This window comes from Streptomyces sp. NPDC040610, from assembly GCF_055594065.1.
This window is the reverse complement of the sequence record NZ_JBVIXA010000006.1, coordinates 429471-453006: the sequence shown is the minus strand read 5'-3', so window position 1 is coordinate 453006 and position 23536 is coordinate 429471. Positions and strand designations below refer to the sequence as shown.

At 74.6% G+C, this 23536-nt stretch carries 18 protein-coding genes; 12 read left to right on the top strand and 6 right to left on the bottom strand.

The window, feature by feature from the left end:
- Positions 1-231 precede the first annotated feature (231 nt).
- From ACZ6AA_RS23420 to ACZ6AA_RS23410, 3 genes are all read left to right on the top strand, one after another.
- On the top strand, positions 232-774 hold the full coding sequence (locus tag ACZ6AA_RS23420) for a sigma-70 family RNA polymerase sigma factor (protein WP_468480639.1): 543 nt from the start codon (positions 232-234) through the stop codon (positions 772-774).
- 35 nt (positions 775-809) lie between these two features.
- Entirely contained in the window at positions 810-1586 is a 777-nt protein-coding gene (locus ACZ6AA_RS23415) for an anti-sigma factor (protein ID WP_468453480.1), read from the top strand.
- A gap of 116 nt (positions 1587-1702) precedes the next feature.
- On the top strand, positions 1703-1975 hold the full coding sequence (locus ACZ6AA_RS23410) for a hypothetical protein (RefSeq protein ID WP_190119037.1): 273 nt from the start codon (positions 1703-1705) through the stop codon (positions 1973-1975).
- Between the two features lie 408 nt (positions 1976-2383).
- Here ACZ6AA_RS23410 and ACZ6AA_RS23405 read toward each other — a convergent pair whose 3' ends face one another.
- A complete protein-coding gene (locus tag ACZ6AA_RS23405; RefSeq protein ID WP_471459736.1) occupies positions 2384-5554 on the bottom strand; it encodes a helix-turn-helix transcriptional regulator in 3171 nt (1056 codons plus the stop codon).
- A 151-nt stretch (positions 5555-5705) separates the two neighbouring features.
- The gene (locus tag ACZ6AA_RS23400; RefSeq protein WP_471459734.1) at positions 5706-6620 is read right to left on the bottom strand and encodes an NADP-dependent oxidoreductase; all 915 of its coding nucleotides are present in this window, start codon (positions 6618-6620) and stop codon (positions 5706-5708) included.
- 272 nt (positions 6621-6892) lie between these two features.
- Between ACZ6AA_RS23400 and ACZ6AA_RS23395 the strand changes: the two genes are divergently transcribed.
- Positions 6893-8284: an MFS transporter gene (locus ACZ6AA_RS23395; protein WP_471459732.1), complete on the top strand. Its 1392-nt coding sequence runs from the start codon at positions 6893-6895 to the stop codon at positions 8282-8284.
- Positions 8285-8315: 31 nt separating this feature from the next.
- Here the strand turns inward: ACZ6AA_RS23395 and ACZ6AA_RS23390 are convergent, their stop codons facing one another.
- From ACZ6AA_RS23390 to hmgA, 3 genes are read right to left on the bottom strand one after another with little or no spacing between them, the layout of a single operon-like run.
- Complete coding sequence (locus ACZ6AA_RS23390) at positions 8316-9509, bottom strand: type ISP restriction/modification enzyme (protein ID WP_468452865.1); 1194 nt, start codon at positions 9507-9509, stop codon at positions 8316-8318.
- A 25-nt stretch (positions 9510-9534) separates the two neighbouring features.
- Positions 9535-10284 carry a GntR family transcriptional regulator gene (locus ACZ6AA_RS23385; RefSeq protein ID WP_030356155.1) on the bottom strand — a complete coding sequence of 250 codons (750 nt, stop codon included), beginning with the start codon at positions 10282-10284 and terminating at the stop codon, positions 9535-9537.
- Positions 10285-10336: 52 nt separating this feature from the next.
- Entirely contained in the window at positions 10337-11674 is a 1338-nt protein-coding gene (gene hmgA / locus ACZ6AA_RS23380; protein WP_468452867.1) for a homogentisate 1,2-dioxygenase, read from the bottom strand.
- A 121-nt stretch (positions 11675-11795) separates the two neighbouring features.
- Here hmgA and ACZ6AA_RS23375 point away from each other — a divergent pair, with 121 nt between their 5' ends.
- The 7 genes from ACZ6AA_RS23375 to ACZ6AA_RS23345 all read left to right on the top strand — a co-directional run bounded on the left by ACZ6AA_RS23375 (position 11796) and on the right by ACZ6AA_RS23345 (position 21488).
- Complete coding sequence (locus ACZ6AA_RS23375) at positions 11796-12455, top strand: TetR/AcrR family transcriptional regulator (protein ID WP_468480643.1); 660 nt, start codon at positions 11796-11798, stop codon at positions 12453-12455.
- A gap of 97 nt (positions 12456-12552) precedes the next feature.
- Positions 12553-14916 (top strand): molybdopterin oxidoreductase family protein, encoded by a 2364-nt coding sequence (locus ACZ6AA_RS23370; RefSeq protein WP_471459728.1) that lies wholly within the window; start codon positions 12553-12555, stop codon positions 14914-14916.
- 121 nt (positions 14917-15037) lie between these two features.
- Positions 15038-16507, top strand: a complete 1470-nt coding sequence (locus ACZ6AA_RS23365; RefSeq protein WP_471459726.1) for a CitMHS family transporter — start codon at positions 15038-15040, stop codon at positions 16505-16507.
- Positions 16507-17823, top strand: coding sequence for an MFS transporter (locus ACZ6AA_RS23360; protein WP_471459724.1), 1317 nt, complete (start codon positions 16507-16509; stop codon positions 17821-17823). The genes ACZ6AA_RS23365 and ACZ6AA_RS23360 overlap by 1 nt, the downstream gene beginning before the upstream one ends.
- Positions 17824-18036: 213 nt before the next feature.
- The gene (locus ACZ6AA_RS23355) at positions 18037-18915 is read left to right on the top strand and encodes a helix-turn-helix domain-containing protein (protein WP_468480647.1); all 879 of its coding nucleotides are present in this window, start codon (positions 18037-18039) and stop codon (positions 18913-18915) included.
- Positions 18916-18970: 55 nt separating this feature from the next.
- Positions 18971-20359, top strand: coding sequence for an aldehyde dehydrogenase family protein (locus ACZ6AA_RS23350; RefSeq protein WP_468452877.1), 1389 nt, complete (start codon positions 18971-18973; stop codon positions 20357-20359).
- 43 nt (positions 20360-20402) lie between these two features.
- On the top strand, positions 20403-21488 hold the full coding sequence (locus ACZ6AA_RS23345) for a Zn-dependent alcohol dehydrogenase (protein WP_471459722.1): 1086 nt from the start codon (positions 20403-20405) through the stop codon (positions 21486-21488).
- Between the two features lie 108 nt (positions 21489-21596).
- Here the strand turns inward: ACZ6AA_RS23345 and ACZ6AA_RS23340 are convergent, their stop codons facing one another.
- On the bottom strand, positions 21597-22244 hold the full coding sequence (locus ACZ6AA_RS23340; RefSeq protein WP_468452880.1) for a TetR/AcrR family transcriptional regulator C-terminal domain-containing protein: 648 nt from the start codon (positions 22242-22244) through the stop codon (positions 21597-21599).
- Positions 22245-22341: 97 nt separating this feature from the next.
- Here ACZ6AA_RS23340 and ACZ6AA_RS23335 point away from each other — a divergent pair, with 97 nt between their 5' ends.
- Positions 22342-23493, top strand: a complete 1152-nt coding sequence (locus tag ACZ6AA_RS23335) for an acyl-CoA dehydrogenase family protein (RefSeq protein ID WP_468452882.1) — start codon at positions 22342-22344, stop codon at positions 23491-23493.
- Positions 23494-23536: the final 43 nt, after the last annotated feature.

Sequence of the window (23536 nt, the reverse complement as noted above, 5' to 3'; positions counted from 1 at the left end):
TCGGTCGTCTCTCGTGCGTTGTCCCGACGGCCGCGCGCGTGGGCCGGGCGCGGTCCGTCTGCCCCGCCATTCGGTGCCGCGCCCCGAGCGGATTGGCACCAATCCCGCCGGAGGTCTCGCACCGAACCCCCACCGCGTCCAGAATTGGGCGCCCGGGGGAGCGGGGAAGGGCCGGGACGTGGGGCGGAAGACCCGGGGAGAGGCCACGACAGGCCACGAGAGGGGGACTCGGTGGACGCTGACGCACTGCTGCCACTGGTGGCCCGCGGCGACCAGAAGGCGTTCGAGGAGCTGTACGGACTGGTGTCCGGGCCCGTGTACGGCCTTGTCCGCAGAGTGCTGCGCGACCCCGCCCAGTCGGAGGAGGTGGTCCAGGAAGTGCTGCTCGAACTGTGGCGCACCGCGGCCCGCTACGACCCGGCGCGCGGCAGCGCCCTGTCCTGGATCCTCACGCTCGCCCACCGCAGAGCCGTCGACCGGGTCCGCAGCGCGCGGGCCGCGAGCGACCGCGAGCAGCGCGTCGCCCAGCGCGCGGAGGCGCCCGCGTTCGACCAGGTCGCCGAGGAGGTCGAGGGCAGCCTGGAGCGCGAGTGGGTGCGCCGCTGCCTGGAGCGGCTCACCGACCTCCAGCACCAGGCCGTGACGCTCGCCTACTACGACGGCTACACATACCGCGAGGTGGCCCGCCGCCTCTCCGTCCCCCTCGGCACCGTCAAGACCCGGATGCGGGACGGCCTCCTGCGGCTCCGCGACTGTCTGGGCGCCGCCGCATGAGACTTGCGGGCACCGGCCTGTTCGGCCGCATCCGGATGTACGTGGGCGGCCTGCGGATCGGCCGCACCGTGCACTCCCTCGCCGTGCCGTACGCCCTCGACGCCCTCGAACCGCAGGAGACCCGCCGCTTCGAACGGCATCTGGAGGGGTGCCCGCGCTGCACCGACGAGGTGCGCGCGCTCGCCGCCGACACCGTACGCCTCGCGCGCGCCGCCTCCGTCCCGGCGCCGCCGGACCTGCGGGACCGCATCCTGACCGCCGTGCGCGCCACCGAGCAGGAGGCTCCGGAGCCCGCGGTGGTGGTGCGGGAGCACCGGGGCGCCCCGGCGCGCGGCCGTGCCCCCGTCCTCGTGGCGCTCGCCGCGTCCGCCGCCGTCCTCGCCCTCGTCGCCGCCGGCATCCTCGCCCTCGCCCTCGGCCGTGCCGGTGACCGGCTCGACGAGGAGCGGACCGCCACACGTGAGATCGCCCACGTCCTGGCCGCGCCCGACGTCCGCGCGGCCGACGCCCGGGACGCCCGCGGGCGCGGCCTCGGCGTCGTCGCGTCCCGCACGCGGGGGCAGGCCGTGGTCACGCCGTCCCGGCTCGGCAGCCCGCCCGTCGGCCGGGACCATCAACTGTGGGTGATGCGCGCCGGGGGCGCGCCCCGCTCCCTGGGCCTTCTCGACGGCGAAACGCCGGTCGTCGCGGACGATCTGAAGAGGAACGCGAGCTCACTCGCTGTCACCGTCGAACCCGACGGGGGCTCGGTGCGGCCCACCACCGCACCGGTTGTCCAACTCTCCCTGAAATCAGTTGGATTCGGAGAGTAATCGTCAACGTCCTTGTGGAGAAGGTGAATCCTGCGACCGGGATACACGAGTGTCATGGCGGGGCGATAGGGTTAACCTGCCCTGGGCCGGGTGCCCTCGTACGGGTGGGGAGTGACATGGAACAGATAACAGTGCGCAGTAGGGCGAGGGTCCCTGCGATCACTTGTGGGAGCGGCGCGACCAGTTCGCGTCTCGACCGTCATCTCTCGGTGCTGGGCGGCCCCGCCGTCCCGCAGCGCGAGGCGGCCGAGGCGACGCTGCTGATGCGCGAGCTCACCTCGCGTGATGTCGCGCACGACCGCAGCGGCGGCAGGCGCGCACGAGTGCGCCGGGTGTCGCTGTTCGCTCCGCTGCGGCGGTTGCGGCGTTCGCTGTTCGGCAGCCACTAGTTTCTGGCGTGGGCGCCTTGGTCTCGGGCCGTGGCGTCCCGCCGTCCTCCCTCTCTTTGCTCTTTTCTTCCCGCCCGCCCACCCCGCTGTCGGGCCAAGGGGCCCGGAATGCCCGGCTTTCTGTTGTTCTTGGCGTGCCCCGTCTGGCTTGTTGCCGTGTGCGCTGTCGCCATGTGCCCGTGGGACGGGGCGCCGCCGAATCGGCGCTCCGCGCCTCGTCCTCAAGCGCCGGACGGGCTTAAATTGTCTGCCCTGTGCCTCGTTCCCGAGTGCCGGACCGGCTGACATTGTCGGCCCCCGCCCCGTTCTCAAGCGCCCGGCGGGCTGGGATGCCCCCCGGCGCCTCGTCCTCGTGTTTCTCCCGCTTCCCGTCTTCGTAACGGCTTTGCTGTGTGCGGTTGTTGGGGGTCAGTCGGGCTGCAGGTTCAGGTGGGGTAGGTCGGCTCTGGAGGAGATGCCCAGCTTCGGGTAGGCGTTGTACAGGTGGTAGCCGACTGTGCGGGGGGACAGGAACATGTGGGCTCCTATGTCGCGGTTGGTCATGCCGGTGGCGGCCAGGCGGACCACCTGGCGTTCCTGGGGGGTCAGGCGGGCCGCCGTCAGCTTCTCCGGGTGCCGGGGGGACCTGCTCTCGCCGGTGGCGCGCAGCTCGGCGCGGGCCCGCTCCGCCCACGGCGCCGCCTCCAGCTGTTCGAACACGTCGAGGGCCGACCGGAGCGGCCCGCGGGCCTCGCTCCTGCGGCCCGCGCGCCGCAGCCACTGGCCGAGGAGCAGCTGGGTGCGGGCCCGCTCGAAGGGGCGGCCGTCGTCCGCGTGCAGCCGCAGGGCCTCCTCGTACGCCGCGTGCACGGCGTCGGCCCCGGCCGCCCCGGCCTCGGCGAGGAGCCCCCGGCAGCGGGCCGCGACGGCACGGGCCCACGGCATGCCCGTGTGCCCGGCCCACTCGGCGTACCGCTCCGCCAACTCCCTTACGCCGTCGGGCTCTCCGGCGCGCACGGCGGCCTCGACGTGGTCGGGGACGCAGTACAGGGCGACGGTCGTGTGGGACGCCGGGCCCGCCGCCAGGTCCTCGTAGCCGCGCAGCGCCGCCTCGTGACGGCCGAGGCCCAGGTCGAGCAGGGGCTGGGCGGCGGCGCTCCACACCCGGCCCGGCGGGGCCTGCCGGGGGTCGACGAAGGTCGTGAGCTCCTTGACGCGGGCCTCGTCGCCGCCGAGCGCGGCCAGGTAGGCGAGGACGCCGGTCAGCTGGGCGGCGTAGTGGCGCTGCCCGCTGTCCTCCGCGATCCGCACCCCCTCGGCCGCCCCGGCGAGCGCGCACCCGTGCCGCCCGAGCAGCACCCGGGCCCGCGCCCGCAGCAGCAGCACCAACGGCAGCGGCCCGACCGCCCCCTGCTCACGGCACTCGCGCTCCAGCTCGGCGGCCACGTCGATGCCGCCCTGAAGATCGCCCAGGGGCGCGAACCACGTGGCGATGGACGCCCGCTCGCGCAGGCCGAGCCCGTGCGCCTCGCCGCGCAGCCGCGCGAACAGGTCCCGAAGGGGCGGCAGGGCCCGGCCCGGTTCGCCCGCCGCCAGCCGGGCGATGCCCTCGACGGCGGGCAGGTACGGCGGGGCGCCGGACGGCGTCGCGAGGCCGAGGGCCGCCACGCGGTCGGTGATCTCGTCGATGGACGGGCGGTGCCCCGCCACCCAGGCAGCCGTCATCGCCTCGTACAGGAGCGGCGCCGCCGTGTCCGGCGCCCGGTCGGCGATCGCCGCCGCCGTGTCCACGAGCACCCTGTGCGCCGCGTCGAACTCCTCGCGCTCCCTGGCCACGCCCGCGCGGACCCGGGCGAGCCGGGCCAGGACGGCGGGGTCGGTGAGGTGCGGGGCGGCGCGCCGGGCGAGGTCGGCCGCGTGCGCGCTCTGGCCCGCGTCCGCGGCGGCCACGGCGGCGAGCGCGAGGCGCCGGGCCCGTCCGGTGCCGTCCGGGGTGAGCCGGGCGGCCCGTTCGCGCGCCGCCGCCTCGGCCGCGTAGCCGCCGCGGGCGCGGGCGTGCCGCGCGGTCTCCTCCAGGGCGGCGGCGACGTACTCGTCCGGCGCGGTGGCGGCCGCCGCCAACTGCCAGGCGCGACGGTCGGCGCCGCCCACGCGCGGCAGGGCGTCCGCGAGGGCGCGGTGCGCGGCGACACGGGCGGCGAGCGGGGCCGACTGGTAGGCCGCGGTACGGATCAGCGGGTGCCCGAACACCAGCCGCCCGCCCTCCAGTCGCATGAGCTGTCTGCGCTCGGCCGGTTCGAGATCGGCGACACCCGCCCCGAGCGCGCCCGCCGCGGCCGCCGTCGCCTCCAGGTCGCCGGTGCCCTCCGCCGCCGCCACGAGGAGCAGCGTGCGGGTCGCCTCCGGCAGCGCGGCGACGCGGTCCACGAACGCCTGCTGGACACGGGAGCCATGGGGGAGCGCCCCCGCGTGCGACGTCCCGGCGAGCGTCCCGAGGTGCCCCTCCCGCTGGGCCGCGGGGAGTTCCCGCAGCGCGAGCGGATTCCCGTGCGCCTCGCCGAGGATCTCCGCGCGTACGTACGGAGGCAGGTCACCCGCGTGCTCGGCGAGGAGGTCGGCCGCGGCCATCCCGCCGATGCCGGTGACCCGCAACTCCGGCAGCCCGGGGGCCGGGAACCGGGGCGCGTGCCCCTCGCGGACCGCGAACAGCAGCACCACACCCTCGGCGGCGAGGCGCCGCGCCGCGAACAGCAACGCCTCGGCGGACGCGTGGTCCAGCCAGTGCGCGTCGTCGACCACACACAACAGCGGCTGCCCGTCGGCGAGTTCGGCAAGGAGGGTGAGGACGGCCAGGCCGGTGAGGAAGCGGTCGGTGGTGGTGGTTTGGTGGGGGCGGGGAGCGGGGGTGGTGGGTGCGGGGGTGGTTCGGGCGTCGGCTGTGGCGCCGGTCGGGGTGGTGCCGCGTGGGTCGGTCTCGGTAGGGGTGGCGAGGTGGTCGGGGGTGGGGGCTGCGGTGGTGGTGTCGGTGTCCGCCCGGACTGTGGGAGTGGCGTGGGCGGTGGTCGAGGTGGCTGAAGTGCCGTTCCGGGGCCCGGCTCCGGTGAGGACGTGCGGGTGGCCGTCGCTGGCGCTCTCGGTGTGGATCGCGGTGTGGCTCCGGGCATTGCGCGCGATGGTGGCTTCGGTGCCGGTCGTGACGCCGACCGCACTGTCGTTCCCGGCGCCGGTCCTGGCGGGGACGCGCGTGTCGTCGTAGGGCTCCCTCCCGGCGGAGGCTTCCGCGTCGTCCGGGGTGGCGGCCAACCCCAACGCCGTGCGCAGCGCCATCGCCTGGGGCGCGGGGAGGGCCGAGATCCTGTCGGTGTCCCGGTGCAGGAGGAGGTGGAGGGCCGCGAAGGGGAGTTCGGCCTCCGTCTCCGTGGCCGTGGTGCGGAGCACCTTGAAGTTCTGGGCCGCGGCCATGGCCGTCGTCTCCGTGAGGAGGGCCGACTTGCCGATGCCCGCCTCGCCGCGGAGGACCAGGGCGGCGCTGTGGCCCTGCCGGGCCCGGGCGAGGAGGGCTGCCAGCTGGTCCAGTTCGGCGGCGCGACCTTGAAGCATGGTTCAAGTAAGCCGCCGGAGGCGGTGGATATTCCCTGGGACCTGGGATGTGGGACCTGGGATGTGGGATGTGGGATCTGCGACCTGGCGTCCGGCCCCCGTGGCCGTCCCCGGTGGCCGACCGACCGCCTCCCCCGGGCCGCGCCCCACCTCACCCCGCCACCGTAAGAATCACCTTCCCCCGCCCATGCCCCGACTCCACCTCGCGCTGCGCCGCCGCGGCCTGCTCCAAGGGGAACGTGGCCCGGACGTGGACCCGCAACAGGCCCTTGGCGTACAGGTCGGTGACCTCGGCCAGGCGTCGGGCGGTGCGGGTGCCGCGGAGCAGGGGGAGGCCCAGGCGTTCGGCCTCCTCGTCGTCGACCATCGACATGACGCGGGAGCGGTCCTTGGCCACGGCGACCGACGCGCGCAGCGCCTGTGCGCCCGCGCTGTCGAGGGCCGCGTCGACGCCGTCGGGGGCGATGGCGCGCACCCGCTCCTCCAGACCGTCCCCGTACGTCACGGGGATCGCGCCGAGCGCCCGCAGGTGGTCGTGGTTGCGGGGGCTCGCCGTGCCGATGACGGTGGTGGCGCCCCAGGCCCTGGCGAGCTGCACGGACAGCGTGCCGAGGCCGCCCGCCGCGCCGTTGATGAGGACCGTGTCGCCGGGCCCCACCCGCAGCGCGCTGAGCGCCATGTGCGCGCCCTGCGCGTTGCCGGGGAAGCCGCCGGCGACGGTGAAGTCCATGGCGTCGGGCTTGGCGACGAGTTGGTCGGCGCCCACGACGACGTACTCGGCGTACGCACCGAGCAGCGAGAATCCGAGGACGCCCTGACCGGGCACGAAGTCCGTGACGTCCGCGCCCACCGCGTCCACCGTGCCCGCGAACTCATTGCCCGGCACGATCGGGAACTCCAGCCCCGGCGGCCGTATCGCCCCCTGCCGGACGCCGATGTCGAACGGCATCACGCCCGCCGCGCGGACCCGCACCCGCACCTGACCGGGCCCCGGCTCGGGGTCGGGCACCTCTTCGTGGCGGAGTTGCCCGGGGCCGCCGAAGGCGTGGACGCGGATGGCGTGCATGGGATGTCCTTCCAGGTGGGGGAGGCATTGAGCGGGAGGGCTCGTGCCGACACCCAGGAAGTTACGCGAGCGGTGCGCGCGGTCGCCTCTGTCGGATGACTGGGGTCGGGCGACCGGGGTGCCTGGGGCGGCTGGGGCGGCTGGGGTCGCGCGTCCGGGGGGGAGCGGGGTGACCGGGGCCGGGCGACGTGACCGGGGAAGCTGCCGAGTCCCGCACACCCCAGTCATCCGACAGAGGCGACCACCCTCACCTCCTTCCTAGCGTCGGCCGCATGACTCAGCACACTCCCGAATCCACCCGCACCCCGCCGCCCGACGGCTCCCCGCCCACGCGCTGGGCCCCCGTGGCCGTGATGGCGCTGGCCATGCTCATGGTCACCCTGGAGATCAGCCTGACGGCGGTGACGCTGCCCGCGATGGGCGCCGACCTGGGCGTCGGCTCCTCGTCGGCCCAGTGGGTCCTGCTGGCGTACACGCTGCCCACCGCCGCCCTCGCGATCCCCGCGGGACGCTGGAGCGACCGCGTGGACCTGCGCTCCCTGTTCCTGCTCGCCGTGCCCGCGATCGGACTGACCGGCGTCCTCGCGGCCGCCGCGCCCAACCTGCCGGTGCTGCTCGCCGCCCGCGTCCTCCAGGGAGTGGCGGGCGCGCTCGTCGGGGCGCTCTACCTGCCGGTGGTCGCCGCGAGCGTGCGGCCCGAACAGCGGGGGCGGGCCATGGGGTTCGTGGCCACGGTCATGACGATCGGCTCCATGGGCGGATCGTCGCTGGGCGGTGCGGTGGCCGACGCGTACGGCTGGCGCCCGGTGTTCCTGCTGAAGATCCCCGTGCTGCTCGTCGTGTGGTGGCTGGGGGCGCGCCTGCTCCCGCGTACCGGCAAGGGCCTCGCGGTGCCCGGCCGTTCGCTGGTCGGCGACGGCGTGCTGCTCGGCGCCGCCGTGACCGCGCTGCTCCTCGCCCTCGGCCGGATCGAGGCGGACGCGCCCGTCGCCGCGGCCCTGCTCGGCCTCGCGGCCGTCGGGGGCGCCGTGGCCTGGGCGCGGCTCGGCACCGCCCGCCCGGTCCTCGACCTGCTGCGCCGCCGCGCGGTGGGCCTGCCCGTCCTCTCCCTCTTCCTCAGCGGCACGTTCGTGGGGCTCTCCTACTTCCTGCTGCCGTACTACGTCTCCGACGTCCTGGACGCCGGAGCGTCCCTGACCGGCCTGGCGATGGTCTTCTTCATCGGCGCGGTCGCGCTGACGGCGCCGCTCGGCGGGACCCTCGCCGACCGGCTGCCGCCGCGGCTCGTGGGGGCGGTGGGGGCCGGGCTCTGCGGCGCGGGCGTCCTGAGCATGGTGACCCTCGGGCCCGACGCGGGGCTCTGGGACATCGGCTGGCGCCTCGCCCTCGCGGGCGCCGGGCAGGCCCTGTTCGGCACGCCCGTGAACACCGGGATCCTCGGCGCGACCCCCGCGCACCTCGTCGGGACCGCGGGCGGCGTCGGCAACACGTCCCGCACGCTGGCGTTCGCGGTGGGCCCGGCGGTCGCCGCCCTCGCGTACGGCGTCGGCGGTGGCGGGGAGTCCGGCTTCCACGTGGGCGTGACCGTGCTGGTGGTGCTCCAGGGGCTGAGCCTGGTGGCGCTGCTGCCGGGGGCCGGTGCGGGGCGCGCTCCCCGCGCCTGACGCCGCCACGGCCGCACCGCGGCCGACCCGGCTACAGGAGCGCGAACTGCCCCTCCGGCCCCTCCTCGTGGTGGTCGAGGACCGAAGCGGGCCGCCGCGCCGACCCGGGCACCGGCAGCACCCCGGCCGCCCGCAGGTCCCCGGACGTGATCCGCCCCGCGTCCCCGACGTCGAACGGCTCCTCCGCGGCGAGGAGCGCGAGGACCGTGACCAGTTCGAGGAGCTGGGACGTCCACTCCTGCGGCCAGGCGGCGGGGCGCACGGCCTCCAGGGAGCCCGGTTCCGCCTCCGCCGTCCGTCGGTCGAACCACAGCTCAACGACTCGCACGCCGCTCACCCGGAAGTCCCAGGCGGCCGCGGGCACGGGGGAGATGACGCCGCTCCCGCCCACCACAAGGGCCTCCTCGTCCGGGTCGTAGGCGAGGGTGCGGGGGCGCGCGGGCAGGGGTGAGCGGACGTAGGGGCGCCGTCCGCCGGGCAGTCGGGGGCGTTCGCCGCCCGCGCCGCGCAGGTGCAGCCACAGCAGTCGCCGTCCCGCCGCGACGCCCCGCGCCCACACCCGGGCATCGGAGGTCAGCGGCACCGCGCAGCCCGCCGCCGACGCGCGGGCGGCGGCCAGCGTCCACGCCAGCACGTCCGGGGCGGTGACCTCGGCCCCGTACACCCGCGTGAGATGGCGCGACAGGCCCGGCGCGAGGTTGGGTTCGAGGCCGCCGGGGCGCCGGAAGAGGGGGCGGATGCGGCCGGGGCGGCCCGCGGGGGAGCGCCCGTCGGGGAGCACGGCGGACGCGAGCACCGCGGGACCGGAGCCGTCGGCCACGTACCCCTGCTCGGTGAGGAAGAGCTGTCCGGTGCCGAGGACGCGCCACAGCTCGGGCCGGGCCACGTCGATGAGGCGGTGGTCGGGGATGAGCCACTGCTCGTCGAAGGGGCCGTGCAGGACGCGGACCGGCTCCGGGCAGGGGCCCGCCTCGCGGGCGAGGCGGACCGTGGCGCCGTCGAAGCCGGGCAGTTGGGCCACGGCGGTGTGCAGGGTCCGGGACCGGGTGGGCCGCAGGAGCGTCTCGCGGTCGGCGGCATCGGCGCGGACGAAGGCGTTCCAACGGGCCTTCAGGGACGCGGCGTCCGGCGCCATCGGCCACCCGCGCCCGGGCCTGAGCGGCGCGACGGACCACGGCAGGAGATCCGCGAGCAGCGGCGCTTCGTCGTGCGTCACGCCCGGCATCGTACGACGCTCCCGCCGGGGGCCGTCAGGTCGCGTCCAGGGTGACGGTGAAGGAGAAGCGGTCGCCGCGGTAGTGGATCCGGGCCACGTCCAGGGCGCGGCCCTGGTCGTCGTAGGTGATGCCGGTGTAGTGCAGGATCGGGCTGAGCAGCGGCACTTGGAGGAGGCGGGCCGTCTCGGGGTCGGCGAGAGTGGCCTCCACGGTGTCGGTGATGCGGGAGATCGCCACGCCCACCACGTCCCGCAGGACCTTCGTCATCGGCCACCGCTCCAGGTCGGCGGGGTCGACGCGGTCGGCGAGGTCGGGGCGGATGTGGTTGCGGGCGTGGTTGGTCGGCTCGCCGGTCTTGGTGTCGCTGCGCAGCCGGTGGTACGTGGCGACCCGGTCCACGTCCGGGAAGTACTCGGCGAGTTCGGCGGGCACCGGCTCCTGCCCCTGGGACAGGAGCTTGGTGTCCATGCCGGACTGCTGGGCCACGATCGCGTCCACCGAGCCGAGCAGTCGCACCGGCGAACCGCGCTGCACCCCGGGCTCGATGAACGTGCCGCGCCGCCGGTGCCTGCTGATCAGGCCCTCGTCCTCCAGCTCCTTGAGGGCCTGCCGCATGGTGAGCACGCTGACGCCGTAGTGCCCCGCCAGCTGCTCCTCGGTGGGCAGGCGCAGCGGGGCGTCGGGCGCCCGGCCGAGTATCGAGGCGCGCAACGACTGCGACACCTGATACCAGAGCGGCAGCTTTCGGTTCAGGACGATCGAGTCCGGGGCGAAAGCGGTCACGTGGAACTCCGTACTCCGGTAGCGACGCGGGCAGCGGCCGGAAGTGATGCCACTACGGCCGGAAATGACGCTCCAGACCCTGCCACACGTCGTCGTAGGCGCGCTGCAGGTGTGGGGCCGTCGCCGCCTGCTCGGTGGCGGTGACGGGCCAGCGGGTCTCGAACATGAAGGCCAGGCCGTCGTCGATCCGCTGCGGCTTCAGCTCGGCGGCGCTGGCCTTCTCGAAGGTCTCGTGGTCGGGACCGTGCGCCGACATCATGTTGTGCAGCGAGCCGCCCCCGGGCACGAAGCCCTCCGCCTTCGCGTCGTACGCGCCCTCGATCAGGCCCATGTACTCGCTCATCACGTTCCGGTGGAAGTACGGCGGCCGGAAGGTGTCCTCGCCGACCAGCCAGCGCGGCGCGAACACCACGAAGTCGACGCCCGCGAGGCCCGGGGTGTCCGAGGGGGAGGTGAGCACCGTGAAGATCGACGGGTCCGGGTGGTCGTACGAGATGGTGCCGATGACGTTGAAGCGGTGCAGGTCGTACACGTACGGGACGTGGTTTCCGTGCCAGGCGACGACGTCGAGCGGGGAGTGGTCGTAGGTCGCCGACCAGAGGTTGCCGCAGAACTTGTTGACGACCTCGACGGGGCCCGCCGTGTCCGAGTCGTCCTCGTACGCGGCCACCGGAGCCTTGAAGTCCCGTGCGTTCGCGAGGCCGTTGGCGCCGATCGGGCCGAGGTCGGGGAGTTGGAAGACCGCGCCGTAGTTCTCGCACACATAGCCGCGGGCGTTCTCGTCGAGGAGCTCCACGCGGAACCGGACCCCGCGCGGGATCAGGGCCACATGGCCCGGCTCGGCGTGCAGCAGGCCGAACTCGGTGCGCAGCAGCAGGCCGCCGTGCTCGGGGACGATGAGCAGCTCGCCGTCGGCGTCGCTGAACACCCGGTCCGTCATGGAGGAGTTGGCGTGGTACAGGTGCACCGCCATGCCCGTGCGCTGCGTGGCGTCGCCGTTGCCGCCGAGGGTCCACAGGCCCGCGAGCCAGTCCGTGCCGGGGGCGGGCTCCGGCAGTGGGTTCCAGCGCAGCCGGTTGGGGTCGGGGACGGCCTCCGTGAAGGGCGCCGTGCGGATCGCGCCGTTGTCGACGCGCGTGAACGCCGGGTGCGCCGCCGAGGGGCGGATGCGGTACAGCCAGGAGCGGCGGTTGTGGGCGCGCGGCTCGGTGAACGCGGTGCCGCTCAGCTGCTCCGCGTACAGGCCGAGGGGGGCGCGCTGGGGCGAGTTGCGGCCGTGCGGCAGGGCGCCGGGCACGGCTTCCGAGCTGTGTTCGTTGCCGAAGCCCGTGAGGTAACTCAGCCCCTCGGCGGTCTTGCGTGCGTGGTCCCTCGGGTCGTCCCCGCTCATCACAGCTCCCTCGGCTCCCCGGTCGGTGATCCCGACCTGATTCCTATGGAACACCGTAGGATTCACGATTTCCCAGCGCAAGAGGATCCATGAAATGTGAACAGTGCTCTACTCTCCCGGGATGCAGGACCGCAGCGCCTCCGAGCCCCCGCCCGCACCCGCCGCCGAGTCCCCGCCCGCCCCCGCCGCCCTGCGCCGCGCCCCCGTCCAGCGCCGCAGCGCCGAGCGCCTCGCCCGCATCCTCGACGCCTGCGCGGACCTTCTCGACGAGACCGGCTACGAGAGCCTGACCACCCGGTCCGTCGCCGAGCGCGCGGGCGTGCCCATCGGCTCCGTCTACCGCTTCTTCGGCAACAAGCGGGCCCTCGTCGACGCCCTGGCCCACCGCAACCTGGAGCGCTACGCCGGACGGGTCACCCGGCGGCTCGTGCCGGTCGCGCCGGGGGACTGGCGGGCCGCCCTCGACGCGCTCCTCGACGAGTACCTCGCCATGAAGCGCACCGCCCCCGGCTTCGCCCTCGTCGACTTCGGCACCCAGATCCCCGTCGGCGACCCCGGCGCGGCCCCCAACCACCGCGTCGCCGACCACCTCGCGGAGCTGCTCTCCGGCCACATCGGGCGCGCCCCCGACCCTGCCCTGCGCCGCGCCTTCCTCGTCGCCGTCGAGACCGCCGACGCGCTCTTCCGCCTCGCGTTCCGGGTGGACCCGGCCGGGGACGAGGCGATCGTGGGGGAGGCGCGGGCGCTGCTGCGGGCCTATTTGGCGGGGGTGTTGGACTGAGCCATTGCCCTCGCCACCATGCATACCGGTCGGTATGCTCGACCCGTCCGTGCGCCGAAGCCGCCGCGGTCGCCGCCGCGGCCGTTCTGGAGGACCCATGCCCCGCACCGCCCTGCGCGTCTGCCCCCTCTGCGAAGCCACCTGCGGCCTCACCCTCACCGTCGAGGGAACCGCCGTGACCGGCGCGCGCGGCGACAAGGACGACGTGTTCAGCCGCGGCTTCATCTGCCCGAAGGGCGCCTCCTTCGGCGCGGCCGACAGCGACCCGGACCGGCTGCGGCGGCCTCTCGTACGCCGGAACGGGCGGCTTGAGGAGGCAAGCTGGGAGGAGGCCTTCGACGCCGTCGCGGCGGGCATCCGGCCACTGGTCGAGCGGTACGGGCCGCACGCGGTCGGCGTCGTACTGGGCAACCCGAACGTGCACACCGTGGCCGGTGCCCTCTACCCGCCGCTGCTGCTCGCGGGCCTCGGCACCCGCAGCCTGTTCACGGCCAGCACAGTCGACCAGATGCCCAAGCACGTCTCCAGCGGACTCCTCTTCGGCGACGCCCTCGCCATCCCCGTGCCGGACCTGGACCGCACGGACCACCTCCTGATGCTCGGCGCCAATCCGCTGGACTCCAACGGCAGCCTGTGCACCGCGCCCGACTTCCCCGGCAGGCTCAAGGCGCTGCGCGCCCGCGGCGGCAGGCTCACCGTCGTCGACCCGCGCCGCACCCGCACCGCGAAGCTGGCCGACCGGCACGTGGCGATCCGGCCCGGCACGGACGCGCTGCTGCTCGCCGCGATGGCGCAGGTCCTGTTCGCGGACGGCCTGGTCGCGCTGGGGGCGCTCGACGGGCAGGTGGTGGGGGTGGAGCAAGTCGCCGACGCCGTACGGGACTTCACCCCCGAAGCCGTCGCCGCCGCCTGCGACGTGCCCGCCGCCACCATCCGGGAGCTGGCCCACGAGCTCGCGGCCGCGCCCACGGCCGCCGTCTACGGCCGCGTCGGCGCGAGCACCGTCGCCCTCGGCACCCTCACCTGCTGGCTCGTCGACGTACTGAACGTCCTCACCGGCAACCTCGACCGGCCCGGCGGCGCCATGTTCCCGCTCTCCGCCACCGACCGGGCCCGGCGCCCGGCCGGACCCGGCAAGGGCTTCGCCCTCGGCCGCTGGCGCAGCCGCGCCGACGGGCACCCGGAGGCGAAGGGGGAGCTGCCGATCGCCGCGCTGGCGGCGGAGATCGACACGCCTGCGCGCGGAGCGGGCGGGGAGCGCGACGGGGTGGACGGCGGCCCGGGCGGTGACGGAGCCGTGGACGGCGGCCGGAGCGGTGGCGGTCCCGTGGACGGCGGCCCGGGGGAGAGCCCCATCCGTGCCCTCATCTCCATCGCCGCCAACCCCGTCCTCTCCGCCCCCGACGGCGACCGCCTCGACAAGGCCCTGGAGTCACTGGACTTCATGGTCAGCGTCGACCCGTACCTGAACGAGACCTCACGCCACGCGCACGTCGTCCTGCCGCCGCCCCCGCCCTCGCAGAGCCCCCACCACGACTTCGCCCTCAACGCGCTCGCCGTGCGCAACCAGGTCCGCTACAACCGCGCCGCCGTCCCCCTGGAGGCGGGCCGGATGGCGGAGACGGAGATCCTGGCCCGGCTCGTGCTCGCCGCCATCGGCATGCACGGCGCCGACCCGGCCGCCGTGGACACCCTCGCCATCGACCGCACCCTCGGCAAGGCCGTCGCCGATCCGCACGCGTCCGTGCACGGCCAGGACCCCAAGAAGCTGGCCGACCGGCTCACGGGCGAGAGCGGACCCGAGCGGCGCCTGGACCTGATGCTGCGCCTCGGCCCGTACGGCGACGGCTTCGGCGCCGACCCGGAGGGGCTCAGCCTCCAGCGCCTCCTCGACCACCCCCACGGCATCGACCTCGGTCCCCTCGAACCCCGTGTCCCCCAGCTCCTGAAGACCCGCAGCGGCCGCGTCGAGCTGCTGCCCGGGCCGATCGCCGACGACCTGCCGCGCCTCGCCCGCGCCCTGGACGAGTCCCGCACCCCGGACGGGGCACCGGCCGGACTCGTCCTGGTCGGCCGCCGCCATCTGCGCTCCAACAACAGCTGGATGCACAACGTCCCCGCCCTCGTCGGCGGCACCAACCGCTGCACCCTGCACGTCCACCCCGACGACGCCGACCGCCTCGGCCTCGACGACGGTGGGCGGGCCCGCGTCACCGCCTCCGGCGGCGAGATCGCCGTGCCCGTGGAGGTCACCGACGCCGTGCGCCCCGGCGTCGTGAGCCTGCCGCACGGCTGGGGCCACGACCGGCCCGGCACCCGGCTGAGCGTGGCCGCGGCCGACCCGGGAGCCAACGTCAACCAGCTCCTGGACGGCACGCTCCTCGACCCGCTCTCCGGCACCGCCGTGCTCAACGGCTTCCGGGTCACGCTCGCCCCGCTGCCGTCGGCAGAAACCCGCTGACCTGGAGTTTTGCGCTTATTGCTCGCATGTCAACGTCTTGTTAACGCTTGATAGCCGGTCCTACGGTCATCCGAACCGCCAGACCTGGTGGTAGTTCGATGGTGAACGATAGGTAGCCCCCATGCTGACAATCCTCGGATTCGTCATGATCGCCACCTTCCTGGTGCTGATCATGATGAAGAAGATGTCGCCGATCGCGGCACTGGTGCTCATCCCCGCGCTGTTCTGCGTCTTCGTAGGAAAGGGCGCCCATCTCGGGGACTACGTCCTCGACGGTGTGGGCAACCTGGCCCCCACGGCCGCGATGCTCATGTTCGCCATCGTGTACTTCGGCGTCATGATCGACGTGGGTCTGTTCGACCCGATCGTCCGGGGCATCCTGCGGTTCTGCAAGGCGGACCCGATGCGGATCGTGGTCGGCACCGCTGTGCTCGCCGCGATCGTCTCCCTCGACGGTGACGGCTCCACCACCTTCATGATCACGGTCTCGGCGATGTACCCGCTGTACAAGCGCCTCAAGATGAGCCTCGTCGTGATGACGGGTGTCGCGGCCACCGCCAACGGCGTGATGAACACGCTGCCCTGGGGCGGCCCCACGGCCCGCGCGGCCACCGCGCTCAAGGTCGACGCGGCCGACATCTTCGTCCCCATGATCCCGGCGCTCGCCTGCGGGCTCGTCGCCGTCTTCATCCTGTCGTACGCACTCGGGCTGCGGGAGCGCAGGCGGCTCGGGGTGCTCTCGCTGGACGAGGTCCTGGAGAGCGAGACGCGGGCCGGGGAGCCGGTGCTCGTGGGGGCGGGCGAGGGGGCGGACGCCGGGCGCGTCAGCTTCACCAAGGGTGGCCCCGCCAAGGGCAGCCCTGCCGTGGGCGGCAACTCCGGCTCTGCGGCCGTGGGTTCGGGCGCGGCCGGGGCGGACACGGACGCCGACGCCGATGACGACGACGGCTTCCAGGGGCTCGACCCCGACCGCCCCACCCTGCGCCCCAAGCTCTACTGGTTCAACGCGGCCCTGACGGTCCTGCTCCTCACCGCCATGATCATGGAGTGGCTGCCGATCCCCGTCCTGTTCCTGCTCGGCGCGGCCCTCGCCCTCACGGTCAACTTCCCGCACATGCCCGACCAGAAGGCCCGCATCGCCGCCCACGCCGAGAACGTACTGAACGTCACCGGCATGGTCTTCGCCGCCGCCGTCTTCACCGGCGTCCTCACCGGCACCGGCATGGTCGACCACATGGCCGACTGGCTCGTCTCCACCATCCCCGACGGCATGGGCGGCCAGATGGGCCTGGTCACCGGCCTGTTGTCGATCCCGCTCACCTACTTCATGTCCAACGACGGCTTCTACTTCGGCGTCCTGCCGGTCCTCGCCGAGGCGGGCCAGGCGCACGGCGTCTCCTCCCTGGAGATCGCCCGCGCCTCCATCGCGGGCCAGGCGCTGCACATGTCGAGCCCGCTCGTGCCCGCCGTGTACGTCCTCGTGGGCATGGCGAAGGTCGAGTTCGGCGACCACACCCGGTTCACCGTCAAGTGGGCCGTGCTCACCTCGCTCGTGGTGCTCGGCGCCGGGATCCTCTTCGGCATCATCTGATGCGGTACCGACGTGGCGGCGGGCCCCGGCCGACCGGCCGGGGCTGGCTGCTGCGTCTCGTCATCGCCTTCAGCTTCGCGCAGGGGGCGGTGTCGATGGCGCGGCCCGCCGTCTCCTACCGGGCCCTGTCGCTGGGCGCCGACGAGCGCGCCATCGGCGTCATCGCGGGCGTGTACGCCCTGCTCCCGCTCTTCGCCGCCGTGCCGCTCGGCCGCCGCACCGACCACGGGCGCTGCGCGCCGCTGCTGCCTGTCGGCGTCGCGCTCATCGCGGGCGGGTGCGCGCTCAGCGGCACGGCCTCCTCCCTCGCCGCGCTCGCCGCGTGGAGCGGGGTCATGGGGCTCGGCCACCTCTGCTTCGTCATCGGCGCCCAGTCGATCGTGGCCCGCCAGTCGGCGCCCGCCGAACAGGACCGGAACTTCGGCCACTTCACGATCGGCGCCTCGCTCGGCCAGCTCGTCGGCCCGATCGCCGCGGGGGCCCTCATCGGGCCGGACATGGCCCGCACCAGCGCCCTCGCCCTCGTGGTGTCGGCGGGGGTCGGGGCGGTCGGGGTCGGGGCGCTGTGGCGGATCGAGTACGAGGATGGGGCGGCCGGGGCGGCGGGTTCGGGCGGGCGGGGCGCGGGCCGGGAGGCGGTGGGCCCGGAGGCGGTGGAGCGGTCGGGCAAGGTGCCCGTGCTGGGGATCCTGCGGGCCCGCGGTGTGCCCGCGGGGATCTTCATCAGCCTCGCCGTGCTGTCCGCGACGGACATCCTCACCGCCTATCTGCCGGTCGTCGGCGAGCACCGGGGGATCGCCCCCGCGACCGTGGGGATCCTGCTCAGTCTGCGGGCGGGCGCCACGATCGCCTGCCGCCTTGTGATGACGCCGCTCCTGCTGGTCCTCGGGCGGCGGGCGCTCGTCGCCGTCACCTGTCTGCTCGGTGCGGTGCTGTGCGCCGGGGTCGCCGTGCCCGTGCCCGTGTGGGCGCTCGCCGTCATGCTCGTGCTGCTCGGCTTCTGCCTCGGGGTCGGGCAGCCCCTGTCGATGACGACCGTCGTCCAGGCCGCGCCCGCAAAGGCGCGGTCCACCGCGCTGGCCTTGCGGCTCACCGGGAACCGGCTCGGGCAGGTGGCCGCGCCCGCCGGGGCCGGGGCGATCGCCGGGGTGGCGGGGGTGGGGGCGCCGTTCGTGATGCTGGGGGTGCTGTTGCTGGGGGCCGCCGTGCTGGGGCTGCGCCGGGCTTCTGGGCGGGGGCCCGGGGGGCCTGGGCCTCGGGTCGGCCCCGGGGTGGGCCCGGCCGGGGTTCCTGGACCGGACCGTCAGGCCCGGTGAGACGGGGGCGCCCCGATCGCGCTGCGCGCTCGTCCTCAAGCGCCGGACGGGCTCTTCTCCCACCCGCCCGCCCATTCCTCGGCCTGCGCCGTAGCCGTAGCCGGGGCCGCCCCGCCTCCGCCCGAGCCGTCCGCACTCAGCGCCGGACGGGCCCCCTCGCCTAGGAGCCGCACACCCACCCACCCCCACGCCCCCGGCGCTACCGTCGGCCCTATGGACAGCGACAACCTCCTCGGGCAGTTCCTTCGGGCCCGGCGTGCGCGGGTGGGGCCCGGGGACGTCGGGATGCCGGGGGGTGAGCGGCGGCGGGTGCCGGGGCTCAGGCGGGAGGAGGTGGCGATGCTGGCGGGGTTGAGTACCGACTATTACGTACGGCTTGAGCAGGGGCGGGAGCGGAATCCCTCGGTGCAGGTGGTCGAAGCGCTGGCCGGGGCGTTGTTGTTGGAGGGGGACGAGGTCGTTCATCTGCGGCGGCTGGCCGGGCCCGGCGCGGGCGGGCGGCGGCGGGTGCGGGGCAGGACGGTGGGGGCGGGGCTCGTGCGGATGCTGGACAGCTGGGCCGGGACCCCGGCCGTGGTCCTGGACCCGTGTCTGCGGGTGCTCGCGCACAATCCGCTCGGCGGAGCGCTGTTCGCCGGGCACACCTACAGCGGGGACCTGGTGCGGTTCGTCTTCCTCGACCCCGGCGCCCCGGACTTCTACCCGGACTGGGACCGCGTCGCCGTCAACACGGTGGCCGCACTGCGCGAGGGAGCGGGCGTCGGCCTGAACGACCCCGAACTGACCGCGCTGGTCGGTGAGCTGTCGCTCAAGAGCGCCGCGTTCCGCGAGCTGTGGGCACGGCACGACATCCGGCAGAAGACCCGGGACACCAAGCGCTTCCACCACCCGGTCGTGGGCGCCCTCACACTGGCCTACGAGTCGTTCACCGTGAACAGCGAACCGGGCCGGCAACTGGTCGTCTACCAGGCCGAACCCGGCAGCCCCTCCGCGCACGCGCTGGCGCTGCTCGGCAGCCTGACGGCCTCGGAGCGCGCCGCCGACGGGGAGCGGGGGCAGCGCCCGAGGAGGGGCCTGGCGGCGGAAAACTAACGGCGCTAGTTTGGGTGGCGCACGTCAGCCGCAGGTCGCGTTGGGGAGGAATGGGATGAAGGCCCACGACGGGATGTACATCGGGGGCGCCTGGCGCCCGGCCGCGACGGGCGACACGATCCCGGTCGTGAACCCGGCCGACGAAGAGGTCATCGCCCACGTCCCCGCGGGCACGGCGGCGGACGTCGACGCGGCCGTCCGCGCGGCCCGGGCCGCCCTCCCCGCCTGGTCGGCCACCCCGCCCCGGGAGCGCGCGGCGCTGCTCGGCGCGATCCGCGACGGCCTGGCCGCCCGCCAGGGCGAGATCGCCGAGACCGTCACCGCCGAACTGGGCGCACCGCTGCGCTTCTCGGAGGCCGTGCACGCCGCCGTCCCCGTCCTGGTCGCCGGGTCCTACGCGGACCTCGCGGCCACGTACGCCTTCGAGGAGAAGGTCGGCAACTCCACGGTGTACGCCGAGCCCGTCGGCGTGGTCGGCGCCATCACGCCCTGGAACTACCCGCTGCACCAGATCGTCGCCAAGGTCGCCCCCGCCCTCGCCGCGGGCTGCACCGTGGTGCTCAAGCCCGCCGAGGACACCCCGCTGACGGCGCGCCTCTTCGCCGGGATCGTGCACGCGGCGGGGCTGCCCGCGGGCGTGTTCAACCTGGTCACCGGGCTCGGTCCGGTCGCGGGCCAGGCGCTCGCGGAGCACGACGGCGTCGACTTGGTCTCGTTCACCGGCTCCACGGCCGTCGGCAAGCGCATCGGCGCCCTCGCGGGCGCCGCCGTCAAGCGCGTCGCCCTCGAACTCGGCGGCAAGTCCGCCAACGTCATCCTGCCGAGCGCCGACCTCGCGAAGGCCGTGAACGTCGGCGTCGCCAACGTCATGGCCAACTCCGGCCAGACCTGCAGCGCCTGGACCCGCATGCTGGTGCACACCTCGCGCTACGACGAGGCGGTGGAGCTGGCCGCGGCCGCCGCCGCGAAGTACGGCGACCGCATCGGCCCGGTCGTCAGCGAGAAGCAGCGCACCCGCGTGCGCGGCTACATCGAGCAGGGCGTCAAGGAAGGCGCCCGCCTGGTCGCGGGCGGCGCCGACGCCCCGCGCGAGCAGGGCTACTACGTCCGCCCGACGGTCTTCGCCGACGTCACGCCGGAGATGACGATCGCCCAGGAGGAGATCTTCGGCCCCGTCGTCTCGCTCCTGCGGTACGAGGACGAGGCGGACGCCGAGGCCATCGCCAACGGCACCGTGTACGGGCTCGCGGGCGCGGTGTGGGCCGGTGACGACGCCGAGGCCGTGGCCTTCGCCCGCCGTCTGCACACCGGACAGGTCGACATCAACGGCGGCAGCTTCAACCCGCTGGCCCCGTTCGGCGGTTACAAGGAGTCGGGCGTCGGCCGCGAACTCGGCGCCCACGGCCTCACCGAGTACCTCCAGACCAAGTCGCTCCAGTTCTGACCCCGGCCGCCCTCGTCACCTCGCCCGCTAGGAGTACGCCATCGTGGTCCGCGTCCGCGCCGCCGTCCTGCCCGCCGTCGGCTCCCCCCTGGAGATCGCCGAGATCGACCTGCCCGAACCGGGGCCCGGCCAGGTGCGGGTGCGCCTCGCCGCCGCCGGGGTGTGCCACTCCGACCTGTCCCTGTCCGACGGCACGATGCGGGTGCCCGTACCCGCCGTGCTCGGGCACGAGGGCGCGGGCACCGTCGTGTCCGTGGGCGAGGGCGTCACGCATGTCGCCCCGGGCGACGGGGTCGTCCTGAACTGGGCGCCCTCGTGCGGCAGTTGCCACGCCTGCGGCCTGGGCGAGGTGTGGCTGTGCAGCAACGCGCTCGCGGGCGCGGGCGAGGTGTACGCGCGCCGGTCCGACGGCACCGACCTGCACCCCGGCCTGAACGTCGCCGCGTTCGCGGAGGAGACCGTGGTCGCCGCCGCCTGCGTGCTGCCCGTGCCCGACGGCGTCCCGCTGACGGACGCGGCCCTGCTCGGCTGCGCCGTCCTGACCGGGTACGGCGCCGTGCACCACGCGGCCCGCGTCCGCGAGGGCGAGACGGTCGCCGTCTTCGGGGCGGGCGGTGTCGGCCTCGCCACGCTCCAGGCGGCCCGCATCGCCGGGGCCGGGCGGATCGTGGCGGTCGATGTCTCCCCGGCGAAGGAGGAGTTGGCGCGGGCCGCGGGCGCCACCGAGTACGTGGTCGCCTCCGGCACCACCGCCCGCGACATCCGCGGGCTGACCGGCGGCCACGGCGTCGACGTGGCCGTGGAGTGCGTGGGGCGCGCCGTCACGATCCGTACCGCCTGGGAGTCGACGCGGCGCGGCGGGCGCACCACGGTCGTCGGCATCGGCGGCAAGGACCAGCAGGTCACCTTCAACGCCCTGGAGCTGTTCCACTGGGGCCGCACCCTGTCCGGCTGCGTCTACGGCAACGCCGACCCGGCCGTCGACCTGCCCGTCCTCGCCGAGCACGTCCGCGCGGGCCGCCTCGACCTCGGCGCCCTGGTGACCGACCGCATCGGCCTCGACGGCATCCCGGCGGCGTTCGAGAACATGGTGGCGGGCAAGGGCGGCCGGGCCCTGGTGGTGTTCTGAGGGGCCCCTGTCCGAGGGCCCCTGGAAGATTCAGCCCCTCCGGCGCTTGAGGAGCGGGGTCTGGGGCGGAGCCCCAGGAAGGGCGGCGGGCGGCAGGAAGACGTGGGGTCAGCCCGTCCTCGTCACCGGCAGGCAGCGGTACTGCACCTCCAGGCCGTCGAGCAGCGCCCGCAGCCCCGCCTCGAAGGCCCGCTCGTCCACCAGCTCCTGGTGCTCCGCGAGCAGATGGGCCTGCCCGAGGTGTGGATAGTCGGCGGGGTCGTACGCCGTCTCGTCGTCGACGAAGCCGCCCGCGAAGGAGCCGAGGGCGGAGCCCATGATGAAGTACCGCATCAGCGCGCCGATCGAGGTGGCCTGGGCCGGTGGCCAGCCCGCCGCGACCATCGCGCCGAACATCGCGTCGGCGAGCCGCAGTCCGGCGGGGCGCCGCCCGGGTCCTCGGGCCAGGACGGGGACGATGTTCGGGTGCAGGGTGAGGGCCGCGCGGTAGGAGACGGCCCAGTCGTGCAGCGCCGCGCGCCAGTCCCTGCCGTCCTCGAACATCGACAGGTCGACCTGCGCGCTCACCGAGTCCGCGACCGCCTCCAGGATCTGGTCCTTGGTGCGGAAGTGGTTGTAGAGCGAGGGGCCGCTGACGCCGAGTTCGGCCGCGAGGCGGCGGGTGGAGAGCGCCGCGAGGCCCTCGGCGTCCACGAGGCCGCGGGCCGCGTCGACGATGCGATCTCGGCTGAGGAGGGGCTTGCGCGGTCGGGCCATGCGGCACATAGTAGGGCTGCCCGCAGAAACTAGCACTGCTAATTTAGGGCTGCGGGCGAGCGCCGAGAAGGGTGGAGCCGAGCGTGAGGTGGCCGCGATGAACCTGGAGCTCAGTGCCGAGCAGACCGCCGCCAAGCGGCTCGCCCGTGACTTCGTCGAGCGCGAGATCGCCCCGCACGTGACCGCGTGGGACCGCGCCGAGAGCGTCGACAAGTCGATCGTGCGGCGGCTCGGCGAGGTCGGCTTCCTCGGCCTGACCATCGACGAGGAGTACGGCGGCTCGGGCGGCGACCACCTGGCGTACTGCCTGGTGACGGAGGAGCTGGGGCGCGGCGACTCCTCGGTGCGCGGGATCGTCTCGGTCTCGCTCGGCCTGGTGGCGAAGTCCGTCGCGGCCTGGGGCAGCGAGGAGCAGAAGCGGCGCTGGCTGCCGGGGCTCACGTCCGGCGCGTACGTCGGGTGCTTCGGCCTGACCGAGCCCGGCACCGGTTCCGACGCGGGAAATCTGGCCACCCGGGCAGTCCGCGACGGCGACGCCTACGTCGTGAACGGCTCCAAGATGTTCATCACCAACGGGACCTGGGCCGATGTCGTGCTGCTCTTCGCGCGCACCAACGACACCCCCGGGCACAAGGGCGTCTCCGCCTTCCTCGTGCCCGCCGACAGCCCCGGCCTGACCCGCCGCCCCGTGCACGGCAAGCTCGGCCTGCGCGGCCAGGCCACCGCCGAGCTGGTCCTGGAGGACGTACGGGTGCCCGCGGACGCGATGCTGGCGCCCGAGGGCAAGGGCTTCGCGGTGGCGATGTCGGCCCTGGCCAAGGGGCGGATGTCGGTGGCCGCGGGGTGCGTGGGGATCGCCCAGGCCGCCCTCGACGCGGCCGTGGCGTACGCGGGCGAGCGCGAGCAGTTCGGCAAGAGCATCGCCCGGCACCAGCTCGTGCAGGAGCTGATCAGCGACATCGCCGTGGACGTCGACGCGGCCCGGCTGCTGACCTGGCGGGTCGCCGACCTCGTCGACCGGGGGCAGCCGTTCGCCACCGAGTCCTCCAAGGCCAAGCTGTTCGCGTCGGAGGCCGCGGTGCGCGCCGCGAACAACGCGCTCCAGGTGTTCGGCGGCTATGGCTACATCGACGAGTACCCGGTCGGCAAGCTGCTGCGCGACGCCCGCGTCATGACGCTCTACGAAGGCACGAGCCAGATCCAGAAGCTGGTCATCGGGCGGGCGCTGACCGGGGTGTCCGCGTTCTGAGGGCCCCGGCATCCATCGCACCGCCCACTTGCCTAAGCGCTTG